Below are 16,168 nucleotides of genomic sequence, written 5' to 3'. Positions count from 1 at the left end.
CTCTTGTTCTTCACCGGGCTGCGCATGGCTTTCTTGAGCTTTGCGGGCCGTCTGGCTAAACCTTTTGCCGCTCCGGGCGCCGCTGGAGTGACCGCGAGCGCTCGTTTTATGGCGATTTACAGGGGACTTGCAGGAAACGCGCCAGCTCCACAAGCCCCCTCACCCTAACCCTCTCCCAAAGGGAGAGGGGACTGACCGAGGTGTTTGGGAGAGCTACGCCGACGTGAAATACCGAGTCGAACTCAGGTTTTGAAAAGCACACAAATCGGCCCCTCTCCCCTCCAGAGGGAGAGGGGACTGACCGAGGAAATTGCGAGAAGTACGCCGACGTGCGATACCGAGTCGAACTCAGGTTTTGAAAAGCACACAAATCGGCCCCTCTCCCCTCCAGAGGGAGAGGGGACTGACCGAGGAAATTGCGAGAAGTACGCCGACGTGCGATACCGAGTCGAACTCAAACCTTGAAAAGCCCACAAATCGGCTCCCTCTCCCTCGGGAGAGGGCTGGGGTGAGGGGAAAACCCACCACAAATCCAAAGCCGACCACGCCCCGCTCCTCACCACTCAACAGGATGAGCGTTAGCTCGGCTGCAGCTCTTGATCTTGATCCACGAGCGACGTCGGAAGGCTGAGCGGAGGGATTGATCCGGGGTGGGAGCGCAGCGACCGTTTGGCGAAGCCAAACACATCGAGAGGAGGTGCAGCGAAGCAAACCGTAGGCGATGCCCCCGGATCGATCCCGGAGCGAAGGGACCCCGAGCTTTAGCGAGTGGGCCGCACGTAGGAGCAAGCCTTTTGGTTACTTTTTCGGCGTCTGGAAAAAGTGACCCGCCGTAAGGGCGGAACCCTAATCAGCAACCCCCGCAGCAACGGATACACCCCCAAAACCCCAAGAGCTTGGTCGGCCCAAAGGCCGCCAAGCCCCGCTCGATCAATCCGCCAGCCAGCCGTATTCCCAGTAGCGCAAGTTATCGCCGCGCAACACGTAATCGCGCAACACTACCTCACGCAATTCATCACCCATGCGATAACTGGCATCAGGATCGGCCAGGTGCATACGGATCGCTTGCAGCCATTCATCCGTGCTGTTGGTCTTGATCCGCGTGCACGGCAAATAACCGCGATAGGCCTCGGTATCCGTGCAGATCACCGGGTAACCGCAGGCGCCGTATTCCAGCAGCCGCAAGTTGCTCTTGCAGTCGTTGAAGATATGGAACTCCAGCGGCGCCAACGCGAGATCGAGGTTGAGGCTGGCCAGTTTCGCCGGGTACACGTCCAGGCCGATGACGCCATGGAACTCATGCATGTACGGCCGCAGATCATCCGGGCACATGCCGAAAAACACCCAGTCGACTTCATTGGCCAGTTCACGAACAACCTCGGCGATCACCGCCAGATCACCGTGGTGACTGGTGCCGCCGCCCCAGCCGACCCGCGGTTTCTTCGAGGTCCGACGCTGGCTGCGCAGGTGGCCCCACAAGTCCTTGGCCAACATGTTAGGGACGACACGAATGTCGTGGTGCATGTCCGACAGCACGTTGGCCAGTGGTGCGGTGGATACGACCGCACGATCACACAGCCCGATCGCGCGGCGCACCATGCGCTCCATGTCCTGCTTGCTCGGCATGTTGCGTATGTGCGCATTGCGGTGGGGAACATCAATGACGTAGTCGTCGAGTTCGAAGATCCGTCGAGCGTTGAAGTACTTTTTCAGCGGTGGGATTTCATCGATGGCGTGCTCCGAGTAGCGCCCTTGCAGAACGATCACATCAGGCGACTGACGTTCGATATCGATGATCGACGGCAAGCCGTAGCAAATACGCCCTTCCGCCCTATTGGCCGCTTCCAGCTCGATCATCGGCTGGCTCATGCGGTAATGGCCGATGGCCGAAGCGTTGATCGGCACCACCAGCAGATTGGGCAACTGCGCCTTGGAGAATGCACTCCACCCCGTGCGCAGTCCCGGCTCCAGACTGAAGTTGGTGGCGCCCACGCCCTGCAACGTCAGGTTGACGTTGTAGGCCGGATCGCGCGCCACCAGCTGCAGCCAGCGCTGGTAAAACGTGTCCCTCTCCTCGGCGTGCTGCGCTTCTTCCTCCGGTGTCGCCATCGCATTTGGCCGCGCACCCACAGCCAGGATCGCATTAGGGTTCAACACCACCAGATAACCGTCGCGGCCAACGCGCAGACACAGGTCCACGACATTGAGCGTTTGTTTGAGGTCCTGCTCGTCCAGCCCGCCGGCAGCTTCGAACACCGACTTGCGAATCATCAGGCAATCACTGCCGACGGCACTCAGGTCATGCACCGCCTGCAGGCGATGCATGTACCCTTCCGACTGCATCGGCTGGCCATAGAACGGCAACCCGACCGGCCCGTTCAAGCCAAGAATCAGGCCGGCGTGCAGCACGCCGCCGTCCGGATTGAACAGCTTGGCGCCAACCACCCCGACTTCCGGGCGTTGCGCATGATTGAGCAGTTCGTCGAGCCAGTCGTTCCGGGTGATCACCGCAAAGGCGTTGAGCATCAACACATACTCACCGCGCGCCTGGCTGACGGCATAGTTGTGCACCGCTGCCGCGTTACCCTTTTGCGGGTAGCTCAGCACGCGAATCCGCTCGCTGCCCAGTTGCGCCATACCGTCCAGCCAAGCCAACGCTTCAGCGCTTTCGCTGCCGTTATCGACCAAGAGCAATTCGTACTCGGTGTAGTCGGTCTTTTCCAGCAATGTCTCGACGCAGCGTTGCAAGGCAGCCGTCTGGTCCTGCGTGACAATGACCACCGACACCAATGGGCGCCGGGCATGGTGATAGTCGACACGATTGAGCAGCCCGCCGTTACGGTCGCGAATGTCGTGAGCGATGCCAAGGCGTTGCAGATGCGCTTCGAGGATTCGCGGACTTTGCTGCGCAACGCCAGGATCAGTGAGCCATTGCGACAGATCGAATTTCGACTCCAGCAACACTTCAGCAATGTGCCCGACCACTTGCAGGCCATCGCTTTCAACCATGCGCCAAAGCACATCGTGGGGCGCGAGTTCGGCGAACGTCGAGGTAAAACCACCAAGCGCCAGGAACCGTTCGCGCTGGAACGCCAGCGCTCGCCCGACGTAAGGGTAGCTGCGCATGAGGTCGAGGTTGAAATCCGGCTTGAACGCAGGCTCGGCCGACTCACCATCGCGCAGACTGCCTTCGTCGCTGTACAGGCATGTCAATGAGCTTGCGTGCGCAATGCGATCGGCCATCACCAACAATGCTGGCGCCACCGGGCAGTCACCTGGCTGCAACAGATAAAACCAGTCGGCGCCTTCCAGTTGCGGCAGCAGAGCGTTGATCTGCTCCAGGCCGTCACCCTGCAACGGCATGTGGAACACCCGATCGTCCAGCTTCGCCTCGCTGCAAGCCGTGGACAGCACCAGAACCAGCTCCGGCGGGTAATCCTGAGCGGCGAGTGCCTCAAGGGTGCGCTCCAGGCCATCGCGACTGCCTTGGGCATCAATGATGATCGGCACGATGCGCGGTCGGTGCGGCCAGCCAGCGAGGGTTTCCGGCAGCCATTGGCGCTGCGCCTCGGTCAACACCCGAACCGCCAGCCATTGTGCATAGAGTTCGCCAAAACTGAAGCTGTCGACTCCGACCCCCAGCTCCTGACGGCTCTGCTTGGTGCCGAGGGTACGGCTCAGCGGCAGCTCCTGCCAGACCCGAGGCGACTCATCGGCCTTGGTCAACGGCACATAACGAACCCAGCCCGGCGCCGGCGCCGACTCGCCGCTGCGGACCTTGAGCATTTGCGAGATCCACTCGCGCTCGATCTCGGCCGCGTCTTTCATCGGTTGCTGCGCGCTCAGACGCTCGGGGTAGAGACGCTCGGCACTCAGTACGTTGTTGGAGACCACCAGATTGCCGCGCCGCAACAGACAGACGTACAAGGCAAAATCCAGCGTCGCAACGAAGCAGGCCCCCTCCTCGGTCAAGGCTGGCAAAAGCTCCACAACGTCGCTACGGCGAAACAGCGCACTACTGAATCCACCCAGTACGTTGACCGGGAATTTTTCAAAGATGCTCAGTACATCGTCGCCTTTGAGCAAGCCACTGGCCGGCGACAATGAGCTGTTTTCCAGACGTGCGGGCAGGATGATGTCGTTGGCATCCCACAACAACCGTTGCGCTACCACCAGACTGACTTCGTCACGCCGCAGCTCGTGGGCTTGCTGTTCGATACAGGCCGAATACAGCAGGTCATCATCACACAGGAATTTGATGAACTCGCCCCGGGCTTGCTCAAGGCAGGCCTTCAGGTTACCGACCAGCCCCAGCGTTCGAGGGTTGCGCACGTAACGCACGGCAAAGCCGGTCTGCTCCGTCACCCGCGTAACGATGTCTTCAATCTCGTCGCCACGATTGTCATCGCACACGATGACTTCAAGATTGGCGTAATTCTGGCTGACAGCGCTGTTCAGCGTCCGCTCGAAGAAGCGCGGATTGAAGGCGGGAATGACAAGACTGACAAGAGGGAGTGAATTCACGGCGGGCTCACAGGCGGTACGAGCCCGCTCGTAACAGCGAGCCCTTGATTCCGCTAAAAAACATGACTGAGTGGCAGGGTAAACGGGCGCTTACGCGCCCGTTGAGGATCAGATCTTGTTGAACAGACCCAACTGGCTGATCTTGCTGAACGCAAGCTGCGAAGCTTGCAGCATGGTCTGCTGCAGGGTCAGTCGCGTCATCACTTCAGCCGGATCCGAATCGCGAATGGAACCTTGCGTGGTGGTATTCGCGGTGCTCAGACTGTCATTGGTGGTGGCTTGCATTTCCAGCGCCTGACCACGGGCACCAATCTCGGTCACCGCAGCGCCGATTTGATTGTTGGCCGCGTCGATGTTGCCGAGGCCCGCCTCCATGGCGCCCTGGAATTTCTGCTTGGCCACCGGATCACCATCGATCGGTGTATTCAGAGCAGTAATCATCTGACCGAGGGTGTCGAGCACGTTCTGGGTCTGGTGATCGTTTGGGCGGATCGAGAACTGATCACCCGCTGCCGGTGCGCTGCCCAGAGCAAAGGTCACGCCTGCCGCCGTGGCGTTGCTACCGGCCACAGTGCCCGAGGACACCGGTTTGCTGTCCGCAGTCACCGGCGCAGCATACAGATCGAATGCGGTGGCGCTGGTGAACTTGAGAACGGCGCCGCCCTGCGGGAATGCCGCAGTGTACGCCGCCTGGTCAGTGATGCTCGAACCGGTAATCACGGCGGTCGACGGGTTACCCGGGCTGCGCGTGGTAGTGAACGAGTCAGGCGCGGTAGACAACTGGAAGCTGTGGCCGGCAATGACCGCGTCAGGGTTGGTATCACCGGCCTTCAGGTTGATGTTCAGCTTCATGTCGACGCCACGGAAGCTGACCGTCTGGTTGGCACCGCTGCTGTTGCTGACCAAACCGTTCTGGCTCGCCTCAGCCGTCACGTCGTTGCCAAGGGCATCGGTGATTTTCAGCTGGGTGCTGCTGAGGAAGCTGACGGTATACGGCTGGCCAGCGGTGAACTTGGAGTTGTAAGTGGCTACGGTACCGATCGTGCCGTTGGACAGTACGACGCGACCGTCATCCACTGCCGGCGCGGTCATGGCGACGTTGGTACGCGCGGTATTGATGGTCTGCTGGAAAGCAGCCCAACCGGTGGTGTTGGTGCCGATCGTCATGCCATCGCCGATGCCCAGATTGATCGTGGTCTGGTCACCGTTGTAGCTGTAGGTGCCGTCGGCATTCTGCGAATACGGCGCGGTGTCAGTCTTCGAACCAGAGAACAGGTAGTTGCCGCTGGCATCCTTGGCGTTCATCAGACCCAACACTTGTTGTTGGATCTGGCCCATTTCCGAAGCGTAAGCCTGGCGGTCCTTGTCGGTGGCCGTGCCATTGTTGGCGGCCAGGGCGAGTTCCTTGGCGCGGGCCAACGCGGTGGTGATCGAATCCAGCGTGGATTCCTGCACGGTCAATGCACTTTTGGTGCTGTCGACGTTGGTCTTGTACTGATCGAGCATCGCGGCCTGCTGGCCCAGTTGCAGCAAGCGCCCGGCACCGATCGGATCATCGGCGGCGGTATTGATGCGCTGCAGGCTGCTCGCCTCGCTGGCGGTGGCGACGGCCTTGTTGAAGTTACGCTGATAGTCCGACGCTTGCGTGCCGTAATACTGGGCGGTGGAAATGCGCATGAATTACGACTCCTTAAAGGCTGTTGATCAGCGTGGCGAAAGTTTCCTGCGCAGCTTTGATGATCTGCGAAGACGCTGTGTAGTACTGCTGATATTTGACCAGGTTGCCGGTTTCTTCATCCAGGTTGACCCCGGACAGCGAATCGCGCGCGCCTTTGGCGTTATCCAGAATCGCCGAGGTCGCGGCGCTGTCGGACTTGCCTTGGGCGGTTTTGGTACCGACGTTGGTCACCAGCTTGTTGTAGGCGTCAGTCAGGCTGATGCCCTTGCTCGCCGAACCGGTATCGACGGTCTGCGCCGTTTGCAGGGCGACCAGCGATTGCGCGTTGCGGTTGTCCGAAGACGCCGCACCGGTGAGATTCATGGTGAAGGTTTCGCCGGACTTCGGCGTGCCGCCAACGGTGGTCTGTACGGAGAATGTCTTCTGCACGTTCGGCGTAACACTGGTGTCCATCACCGGGTTGCCGCTGGCATCGACGATGCCGACTTTCAGGTCCAGCGTGTTCGATTGACCGGGAACGATAGTGCCGCTGCTGATGAGGCCGCCCTTGGCATCCACAAAGGTGTAGGACTGGCTGCCCCCGGTGACCGCACCGAACACCAGCTTGACCGGCGTCGAGTTCTTCAGCGCCGCCTGCATGTCAGCCTGGGCAGTCGGGTTGTAGATATCGATTTTGCTGTTGAGCGTCGGCTGGGTGAAAGTGCCCAGACCGTTGGCGCTCGCCACACCGGTCAACGGACCGGCCGCAGCGATTTTCTTCGGATCGGTGAGCACTGTCTGGATGCTCGCCGCCGCATTGCGGGTCGGCGTGACTTTGAAGCTGTCACCGGCGCTCAACGCACCACCCTTGAGAGCAAGGGTAAAACCGTCGATCACAGGCGGCGGATTGGTCGTGGTACTGAAGGCGCCCATATCGGTGCCATCGGAACGCTTGACGGTGTAGTCAGTGGCGCTGGTGAACGTCACTTGATAATCGCTGGTGGTCAGCTTGCCGGTGTCCTTGATGGTGACATCGAGGTTACCCGAACCGGTGCTGTTGCCCGACTGCGCGATGCTGCGCGAACTGATCAGCGCGGCACTGTTGATGTTGTTGAAAATGGCCGCGCCGAAGTCACCGTTCTTGTCGATGCCCTGGGCTTGCTGACTGTTGACCTGATCAGCGATCACCAGCGCCACGCGGCCCAGCTCGTTGAGCGACGGGTCGAGGACTTCTTTGCGGTAAGTCAACAGGCCGCCGATTTCACCGCCGCTCATCGCCGAGGTGATGTCGATGGTGCTCGAACCGCGATCCATCTGGATGGCCATGCGCGACGGGTCGTCTTTGCTCGCGACCATGCTCAGCGTGTTGGTGGTGTTGCCGATCACCAGAGGCTGACCGCTGCCGATGTAAACGTCGAAACTGGTGCCACGCTCGACGACCTGTGCACCCGTCAGTTCGGAGAGCTGGCGCACGGCTTCGTTGCGGCTGTCGAGCAGATCGTTCGGCGCACCGCCACTGGTGGAGATCTCGCCGATTTTCTGGTTCAGGTTGGCAATCGAGGTGGCCAGTTTGTTCACCTGGGCCGTCATGTCGCCAAGGCTGCCGTTGATGGTGGTGTTCTGGTCGTTGAGCTGTTTGGCGATGGTATTGAAGCGACTGGTCAGCGCCTGCGCACCGGTCAGCACCGATTGGCGGGAGGTGTCATCGGTCGCCGACGTCGAAACGCCCTGCATCGTGGTGAAGAACTTCTGCAGCACACCGGTCAGGCCGGTGTTGGTGTCCGACAGCATCGAGTCCAGCGGTGTGGCCTGCGCCAGGTAAGCAGCCGATTCGCTGTCGAGCGAAGTAGCGGTGTGCAGCTGGCTTTCCAGGTACGAGTTGTACACCCGGCGCACGTCGGCCAGGGTCGTGCCCGTACCGATGAACACGGTGCCGAACTGCTGCGAGGATTTGGTGCCCTGCACGGTTTGCTGACGTGAATAACCGGCGGTGTCGACGTTGGCAATGTTGTTGCCTGTCGTAGCCAAAGAGGACTGGCTGGCCGACAGTCCCGACATCCCGATATTGAGCAAACTCATGGTTCAGACCTTATACCTTGTGCCTTATAAAGGCGTGGTGGATACACCCGCCGCAGCGTAGTTTTGGAAACTGTTCATCTGCTTGGCAATCTGCGAAATCTTGCTTGCGTAGTTCGGGTCGGTGGCGTAACCGGCCTTTTGCAACTCGCGTACAAACTGTTCTGGGTTATCGGCAGACTTCACGACATCTTGATAGCGATTATTGCTCTGCAGCAAAGTCACCAGATCGTGGAAGCTGTCCTTGTACGAGGCGTAGGAACGGAACTCCGCCGTCTCCTTGACCATCTCGCCATTGCGAAACTCGCTGGTGATCGCCCGGGCCGAATCGCCCTTCCAGTTGCTGCTCGCCTTGATGCCGAACAGGTTGTGGCTGCTACTGCCATCCTGGGCACGCATGACCGACTTGCCCCAACCGGTTTCCAGCGCCGCCTGCGCCACCAGATAACGCGGATCGACGCCGATGCGGTCGGCCGCTTCCTTGGCCATCGGCAGCATGGTGTTGACGAATTCGTCGGCGGAACTGAAAGCTTTCTTCGCCGGCGCCAGTGGAATCTGCGCCATGGCGCGACCGTAGACCTGCATCTGTCCGCCCGAAGCTTTTTCGCCCTCGGCGCGGGCCAGCCAATCGCCGTTGTACAGCGGGCCGGCGCCAGTGCTGGCAGCGGTTGTCGCACGCTGCGGCAATGCCGTTGCCGCTGCCGGCGTGGCTGACGGCACCAGCCCGGCGAGCAAACGATCGGCCAGTTTTGGTGGCAAAGCCAGGCGACGCTGATTGATCAGTTCCATATCGTTGCGATGAGCCAGTTGCGTGTTCGGCGCATTCACCGAACGCGACGCCCACAGCGGTCGCTCGCCATTGAGCCGCGACAACGGGCCATTGGTGGCAACGGTGCCGGCGGCAATCGGCGTAGCCACGGCAGCAGCTTTCGCCTTGGCTTCTTCCTGCTTGGCGGCGGACGCGGCAGCGGCCTCGCCCGGCGCCAGCGGTTTGTTCTTCGACATCTGGCGCATCAGCACGTCGGCCAGACCGATACCACCGCCCTCGCGGGACATGGAAACGGCCAGTTGCTGGTCGTACATTTCCTGATACTGCTTGGCCGCCGGCGTGTTCAGCGGATTGTCTTCACCCAAGGCGTTGGTCGCCGAGCGCATCGACTTGAGCATCTCGCCAAGGAACAGCGATTCGAATTCCTGCGCCACCTTGCGCAGGTTTGCATCGCTGTTCTTGTCGCCGACCTTGAGCTGGTTCAGGCGATTGAGGTCCGAGTAGGAACCCGAATCGCTGCTGCTGACCAGACCGCTTTTGCGCATATCCATAAGGGTCGGCCTCAGATCACGATCAGGTCGGCTTGCAACGCGCCGGCCTGCTTCAAGGCTTCGAGGATCGCCATCAAGTCACCCGGCGCCGCGCCGACCTGGTTCACCGCACGAACGATTTCGTCGAGGGTGGTGCCCGGACCGAACTTGAACATCGGTTTGGCTTCCTGCTCGGCATTCACCCGCGAGCGCGGCACGACAGCGGTCTGGCCATTGGACAGAGGGCCGGGCTGGCTGACAATCGGGTCTTCGGTGATGGTCACGGTCAGGCTGCCGTGGGTCACGGCGGCTGGCGACACTTTCACGTTCTGGCCAATGACGATGGTGCCGGTACGCGAGTTGATGATGACTTTCGCCACCGCCTGACCCGGGTCGACTTCGAGGTTTTCCAGGATCGACAGGTAGTCGACGCGCTGGCTCGGATCGAGCGGCGCAGTGACACGGATCGAACCGCCATCGATGGCTTGCGCAACGCCAGGGCCAAGCATGTCGTTGATCTTGTCGACGATGCGTTTGGCCGTGGTGAAGTCGGAACGGTTGAGGTTCAGCGTCAGGCTGTTGCCTTGGTTGAAACCGCTCGGCACCGAACGCTCCACAGAGGCACCGCCGGGGATACGACCGGCCGACGGAACGTTGACGGTGATCTTCGAACCGTCACGGCCTTCGGCGTCGAAGCCGCCGACCACCAGGTTGCCCTGAGCGACTGCGTAGACGTTGCCGTCGATACCCTTGAGCGGGGTCAGCAACAGCGTACCGCCACGCAAGCTCTTGGAGTTACCGATCGAGGACACGGTGATATCGACCTGCTGACCGGGTTTGGCGAACGCCGGCAAGTCGGCACTGATCGACACCGCCGCGACGTTTTTCAACTGCACGTTGCCCGATCCCGGCGGCACCTTGATGCCGAACTGCGAGAGCATGTTGTTGAAGGTCTGCAGGGTGAACGGGGTTTGCGTCGTCTGGTCGCCGGTGCCGTTAAGCCCGACCACCAGGCCGTAACCGATCAACTGGTTGGAACGCACGCCGGAAATGCTGGCGATATCTTTCAGCCGCTCGGCGTGGGCACCAAAGGCTGCGGACATCAGCGCCGCAGCCAGCATGAGGCTCTTGAAATTCAACGTAGCCACCTAGAAAGGGAACAGCGGGCTGAGGAAGAAACGGTCGAACCAGCCTGGCTGACTCGTATCGGCAAACGCGCCGGTACCCGAGTAGGTGATGCGTGCATCGGCGACCCGGGTCGACGACACAGTGTTGTCCGTGGCGATGTCATCGGCACGCACCAGGCCGGCGATGCGCACCAGTTCGTCACCGGTGTTCAGCGTCAGCCACTTCTCGCCACGCACGGCGATGATGCCGTTGGGCAGCACGTCAGCGACGGTCACGGTGATCGAACCGGTCAGGCTGTTGCTCTGCCCGGACTTGGCGTCGCCTTTGGTCGAACGGTCGGCGCTATAGCCGGCGTTCAGACTCAGGTCGTTGCCCCCAATCGGATTGTTAGTGGTCAGGCTGGAGCCGAACAATGAGGTCAGACCGACCTTGTTGTCACTGTTCTTGTCCATCTGCGAGTTGGCGTTCTTGCTCGCCTGCGTGCGCTCGTTCAGGGTGATGGTGATGATGTCACCGACCCGGAAAGCCTTGCGGTCGCTGTACAGGTTCTGCTCGAAGCCGGCCTGATAGATCGAGCCATTATTGGCGGCAGCCGGCAACGGCGTGCGCGGCAACACCGGGGCGTAGTAAGGGTCATTGGGCTTGGGCGTCGGAGCGACGCAGCCCGCGAGCGAGACGACCCCACTCAATGCCAGAACAGATACAAAGCGATTCATGACCCTACCTCACGGTGTTGCAGGCGACCTCATGGCCGCCTCATAGACTTGATTACAGATTCTGCGTTACGAACGAGAGCATCTGGTCAGCGGTGGAGATCACCTTGGAGTTCATCTCGTACGCGCGCTGAGTGGTGATCATGTTGACCATTTCTTCAACAGTGCTGACGTTGGAGGTTTCCAGGGTGTTCTGCAGGGTGGTACCGAAACCGGCCAGACCCGGAGTGCCGACTTGCGGCGCGCCGGAAGCGGCGGTTTCCAGGAACAGGTTGTTACCCACTGCTTGCAGACCGGCCGGGTTGATGAAGTCGGCGGTTTGCAGGTTGCCAATCACTTGCGCTGCCGGGTTACCGGCGATGGTCACCGACACAGTACCGTCACGGCCAACGGTGAAGGTCTGGGCGTCGTTCGGGATAACGATGGCAGGTTCCAGAGCGAAACCGCTGGCGTTGACGATCTGGCCGTTGGAATCGAGGTGGAAGGTACCGTCACGGGTGTAGGACGTGGTGCCGTCCGGCTGCAGGATCTGGAAGAAACCGCGACCGTCGATGGCCATGTCCAGCGGCTGCTCGGTGGTTTGCAGGCTGCCGGCGGTGAAGTTTTTCTGGGTGCCGACAATGCGCACACCGGTACCCAGTTGCAGACCCGACGGCAGTTCGCTGTCCTGAGTCGACTGAGCGCCCGGCTGACGCTTGATCTGGTAGAGCAAGTCCTGGAATTCGGCACGATCACGTTTGAAACCCGTGGTCGACACGTTCGCCAGGTTGTTGGAAATGGTGGTCAGGTTGGTGTCCTGGGCGGACAGACCGGTTTTGGCAACCCATAGAGCCGGAAGCATTCGATTCTCCTCGTGCGCCTGTTTTTCGGCGCGACGTTCTGATAATTAGCTGATCTGCAAGACCCGAGCCATGGCCTGGTCGTCGTCTTTGGCGGTGTTCATCATCTTGACGTGCAACTCGAACTGCTTGGCCAAGGCCAGCACCGAGGTCATCTCTTCAACGGCGTTGACGTTGCTCGACTCCAGGAAACCCGACACCAGTTTGACGTTGGCATCGGCCGGCGCAGGCTGGCCGTCCTTGGTGTAGATCGAGCCGTCGAGGCCCTTGTTCATGTTCTTGATGTCCGGGTTGACCAGCTTGATCCGGTCGACCTCCGCCATGACGCGCGGGCCTTCGCCCATCGCCCGAATACTGATGGTGCCGTCTTCACCGACTTCGATCTGCTGCTCGGGCGGCACGGCGATCGGACCGCCATTGCCCATCACCGGCATGCCGTTGCCGGCGCGCAATACGCCGAGGGCGTCGACGTTGAGGCTGCCGGTGCGCACGTAGCTTTCGCCGCCGTTCGGGTTCTGCACGGCGATCCAGCCATTGCCGGTGACGGCGACGTCGAGGTCACGACCGGTCTGCACCAGCGAGCCCGGGGTGAAGTCGGTGGCGGGCCGTTCGCTCATGGCAAACGCACGCGCCGGAAAGCTGTCACCGAACACCGGCATCGAACGCGCCTGCTCCAGGTCGCGCTGAAAACCGTTGGTGGAGATGTTCGCCAGGTTGTTGGCATGAGCCTTCTGCGCCAGTGCGTTCTGGCTGGCGCCGGTCATTGCCACATAAAGGTACTTGTCCACACTCTTTCCTCTGCATGCCGGACGTTTGCCGCCCACCGCTGTACTGCTGAGCCATAAGCAATTTGCAGACCAACTTTTTTCTGGCGCACAAAGGCCCGGTAAACAAAGGACTTGGGGGATGGCGAGGGGAAATTTGAAATGTATCGAAGTCGAAAAACCGGCGGTGTTATGCCGCTTGGCGGCAATCCCTCGAATGATCGTTCCCACGTTCCGCGTGGGAATACCTCAATGGACGCTCTGCGTCCGCTTTGGGACGCGGAGCGTCCCGGGCTGCATTCCCACGCAGAGCGTGGGAACGATCACGTGCTGCCCGACTCTTTGCCGACTTCGTATTCACGCAGCTTGTTGGCAATGGTGGTATGCGAAACCCCCAAACGCTTACCCAACTGCCGACTGCTCGGATGCTCGGAATACAACCGCTCCAGCACCGCTTTTTCGAATCGCCCGACAATCTCGTCCAACCCGCCTTCCAGCGAGAAATCGCCAAGCGGCTGACGCACGCCATAATCCGGCAGACGAATATGTTCGGCCTTCACCGTGCCGCCATCGCACAGCGAAACTGCCTGGAACAAAACGTTTTCCAACTGCCGCACGTTGCCCGGCCAATGGTAATGACTGAGGCGATCCATCGCCGCCTGCGCCAGTTTCGGCAGCGAGCAACCGATCTGCCGACTGGCCTGATCGAGAAAGTGCTCGACCAGCGGCGTCAGTCCGTCGAGGCATTCACGCAGCGGCGGGATGTGCAGCGAGAGCACGTTCAAGCGGTGGTACAAATCCTGGCGAAACTCGCCGCGCGCGCACAGCTCCGACAAGTCGACCTGCGTCGCACAGATGACCCGCACATCCAGATAAACCTCTTCATCACTGCCGACCCGGCGGAAGCAACCGTCCTGCAAAAAGCGCAGCAACTTCACCTGAAGACGCGGGCTCATCTCACCGACACCGTCAAGAAACAGCGTGCCGCCCGCTGTCAATTCCAGCAGCCCGAGCTTGCCTTCAGCGCGTGCACCTTCGAACGCGCCCGGGCCATAACCGAACAACTCAGTCTCGGCCATCGACTCCGGCAGGCCTGCGCAGTTGAGCGCCATCAACGGCGACTGCCCACGCGGACTGGCGAGGTGACAGGCGCGCGCAAGCAATTCCTTGCCGGTACCGGTTTCGCCCTCAATTAATAGCGGAGCGTCGAGCGGCGCCATACGCCGCGCTTCACGCACCACGGCGGCCATCACTTTCGAGCTCTGGAAGATGCTGTCGAAGCCACGCAGCTCCTGCTTGCGCACGTTATAGATACGCTCGCCAACGCGGTCAGCGCGATGCAAGGTCAACACCGCACCGGCCATGGCCTCGCTGTCGTCGTGCTCCGATTGCAGCGGCGCGATGTCGGCCAGAAAGATGTCGCCCTTGACCTTGACCCGCATGCCGTTGATTCGCGATTTGTTGGCGCGCACCAACTCCGGCAAGTCGAAATCTTCGGCGTAACGCGACAGCGGAATACCCGGCACTTCATCGACCCGCACGCCGAGCAACTGCGCCGCCGCACGGTTGGCCGCCACGATCGAGCCACCCATGTCGATCGACAGCACCGGAAACTCCAGCGCACCGAGCAACGCGTTCAACTCCATGTGCCGTCGTTCGCTGGGCATCAGCCCAACCCGCTTGACGCCAAACACTCCGGCGATCGCCTCGAATTTCGGGCGCAACGCCTGGAACTGGATGTTGATCAGGTTCGGGCAATGCAGATAGATCGCGTTGCCATGCTCACCGCCGACCTCACCGCGCGCGACGTTGATCCCGTAGGCAACCAGCAGGTTGAGAATGTCGCGCAGGATGCCGATGCGGTTCTGGCAGTGGACTTTGATGCGCATATAAATCGCCCGAATAAACGATGAGAAACCTGTAGGAGTGAGCCTGCTCGCGATGGCTTTGGGTCAGTTGATATTGATGCTGACTGATGCACCGCTATCGCGAGCAGGCTCACTACTACAGGGGGACCGCACCAGACTTTTCTGTAGTGGCACGCAGATAGTTGTCAAGATTATGTGACAGCCACTAGGCTTTTCAAACCTGAAAATCACCGAAAATGCGCACCGGCGGTCAAAGCGTAACGATAACTTTACGAATTAAAGAGAAATTTCCCACGAGCAGGCCATTCAACCTGCTGCACATCAACCCGCTCTCAGGTAATTCTGAATCCATCGCTGGACATAACAAGAACGAATTCCCCTAGCAGGAGAGCAGTATGAAGCAGACGCAATACGTGGCCCGCGAGCCCGATGCGCAAGGTTTTATCGACTACCCCGCCGAAGAACATGCGGTGTGGAACACGCTGATCACTCGCCAGTTGAAAGTGATCGAAGGGCGTGCCTGCCAGGAATACCTGGACGGTATCGAAAAACTCGGTCTGCCCCACGACCGCATTCCGCAACTGGGCGAGATCAACAAGGTGCTCGGCGAGACCACCGGTTGGCAGGTCGCCCGCGTGCCAGCACTGATCCCCTTCCAGACCTTTTTTGAATTGCTGGCCAGCAAGCAATTTCCTGTGGCGACGTTCATTCGCACCCGCGAAGAACTGGACTATCTGCAAGAGCCGGACATTTTCCACGAGATCTTTGGTCACTGCCCGCTGCTGACCAACCCGTGGTTCGCCGAATTCACCCACACCTACGGCAAACTCGGTTTGCAGGCCACCAAGGAAGAACGTGTTTATCTGGCGCGCCTGTACTGGATGACCATCGAGTTCGGCCTGGTCGACACCCCGCAAGGCAAACGCATTTACGGTGGCGGCATCCTGTCCTCGCCAAAAGAAACCGTTTATTCGCTGTCGGACGAACCTGAGCATCAGGCCTTCGATCCGCTTGAAGCCATGCGCACGCCGTATCGCATCGACATCTTGCAACCGCTGTATTTTGTCCTGCCGAACCTCAAGCGTCTGTTCGACGTGGCCCATGAAGACATCATGGCCATGGTTCGCCAAGGCATGCAGCTGGGTCTGCACGCACCGAAGTTTCCGCCGAAACCGAAAGCCGCGTGAACCGCGACTTTTGCTGACAATTGAGCCTGTCCGTCGCCGCCACTTTGGTTTAGCGTGACGGCATTGACAGCTCAAACGTTTTAATAAAAAAAACACACTCGATTCAGGAATAC

Annotated in this window: 10 protein-coding genes; 1 reads left to right on the top strand and 9 read right to left on the bottom strand. The window is 60.3% G+C overall.

Annotation, left to right across the window (positions count from 1 at the left end; genetic code table 11):
- Positions 1-930: 930 nt before the first annotated feature.
- From LOY43_RS07760 to LOY43_RS07720, 9 genes are all read right to left on the bottom strand, one after another.
- Complete coding sequence (locus LOY43_RS07760; protein ID WP_258709426.1) at positions 931-4,524, bottom strand: glycosyltransferase; 3,594 nt, start codon at positions 4,522-4,524, stop codon at positions 931-933.
- Positions 4,525-4,632: 108 nt separating this feature from the next.
- Complete coding sequence (locus tag LOY43_RS07755) at positions 4,633-6,201, bottom strand: flagellar hook-associated protein 3 (protein WP_099758333.1); 1,569 nt, start codon at positions 6,199-6,201, stop codon at positions 4,633-4,635.
- A gap of 13 nt (positions 6,202-6,214) precedes the next feature.
- Positions 6,215-8,260: a flagellar hook-associated protein FlgK gene (flgK, locus tag LOY43_RS07750; protein ID WP_095050158.1), complete on the bottom strand. Its 2,046-nt coding sequence runs from the start codon at positions 8,258-8,260 to the stop codon at positions 6,215-6,217.
- A 24-nt stretch (positions 8,261-8,284) separates the two neighbouring features.
- A complete protein-coding gene (flgJ, locus tag LOY43_RS07745; protein WP_220558315.1) occupies positions 8,285-9,577 on the bottom strand; it encodes a flagellar assembly peptidoglycan hydrolase FlgJ in 1,293 nt (430 codons plus the stop codon).
- Between the two features lie 11 nt (positions 9,578-9,588).
- Complete coding sequence (locus LOY43_RS07740; RefSeq protein WP_176091703.1) at positions 9,589-10,677, bottom strand: flagellar basal body P-ring protein FlgI; 1,089 nt, start codon at positions 10,675-10,677, stop codon at positions 9,589-9,591.
- A gap of 27 nt (positions 10,678-10,704) precedes the next feature.
- Positions 10,705-11,400 (bottom strand): flagellar basal body L-ring protein FlgH, encoded by a 696-nt coding sequence (flgH, locus tag LOY43_RS07735; protein WP_038363773.1) that lies wholly within the window; start codon positions 11,398-11,400, stop codon positions 10,705-10,707.
- 52 nt (positions 11,401-11,452) lie between these two features.
- Positions 11,453-12,238, bottom strand: coding sequence for a flagellar basal-body rod protein FlgG (flgG, locus tag LOY43_RS07730; RefSeq protein ID WP_095050156.1), 786 nt, complete (start codon positions 12,236-12,238; stop codon positions 11,453-11,455).
- 45 nt (positions 12,239-12,283) lie between these two features.
- Positions 12,284-13,024, bottom strand: a complete 741-nt coding sequence (locus LOY43_RS07725) for a flagellar basal body rod protein FlgF (RefSeq protein WP_093439577.1) — start codon at positions 13,022-13,024, stop codon at positions 12,284-12,286.
- A 299-nt stretch (positions 13,025-13,323) separates the two neighbouring features.
- Positions 13,324-14,889, bottom strand: coding sequence for a sigma-54-dependent transcriptional regulator (locus tag LOY43_RS07720; RefSeq protein WP_220558314.1), 1,566 nt, complete (start codon positions 14,887-14,889; stop codon positions 13,324-13,326).
- A 374-nt stretch (positions 14,890-15,263) separates the two neighbouring features.
- On the opposite strand from LOY43_RS07720, the gene phhA reads away from it, so the two are divergent.
- A complete protein-coding gene (gene phhA, locus LOY43_RS07715) occupies positions 15,264-16,055 on the top strand; it encodes a phenylalanine 4-monooxygenase (RefSeq protein WP_007965510.1) in 792 nt (263 codons plus the stop codon).
- Positions 16,056-16,168 lie beyond the last annotated feature (113 nt).

The organism is Pseudomonas sp. B21-041 (assembly GCF_024748675.1).
Lineage (GTDB): Bacteria > Pseudomonadota > Gammaproteobacteria > Pseudomonadales > Pseudomonadaceae > Aquipseudomonas > Aquipseudomonas neuropathica.
The sequence above is the reverse complement of the archived record's forward strand: the minus strand, read 5'-3'. Positions and strand labels throughout refer to the sequence as shown.

Excerpts from the sequence above, each read along its gene's own strand:
- LOY43_RS07755 (WP_099758333.1), bottom strand. The coding sequence starts at position 6,201 with ATGCGCATTTCCACCGCCCAGTATTACGGCACGCAAGCGTCGGACTAT.
- flgK (WP_095050158.1), bottom strand. The coding sequence starts at position 8,260 with ATGAGTTTGCTCAATATCGGGATGTCGGGACTGTCGGCCAGCCAGTCC.
- flgJ (WP_220558315.1), bottom strand. The coding sequence starts at position 9,577 with ATGGATATGCGCAAAAGCGGTCTGGTCAGCAGCAGCGATTCGGGTTCC.
- LOY43_RS07740 (WP_176091703.1), bottom strand. The coding sequence starts at position 10,677 with ATGCTGGCTGCGGCGCTGATGTCCGCAGCCTTTGGTGCCCACGCCGAG.
- flgH (WP_038363773.1), bottom strand. The coding sequence starts at position 11,400 with ATGAATCGCTTTGTATCTGTTCTGGCATTGAGTGGGGTCGTCTCGCTC.
- flgG (WP_095050156.1), bottom strand. The coding sequence starts at position 12,238 with ATGCTTCCGGCTCTATGGGTTGCCAAAACCGGTCTGTCCGCCCAGGAC.
- LOY43_RS07720 (WP_220558314.1), bottom strand. The coding sequence starts at position 14,889 with ATGCGCATCAAAGTCCACTGCCAGAACCGCATCGGCATCCTGCGCGAC.
- phhA (WP_007965510.1), top strand. The coding sequence starts at position 15,264 with ATGAAGCAGACGCAATACGTGGCCCGCGAGCCCGATGCGCAAGGTTTT.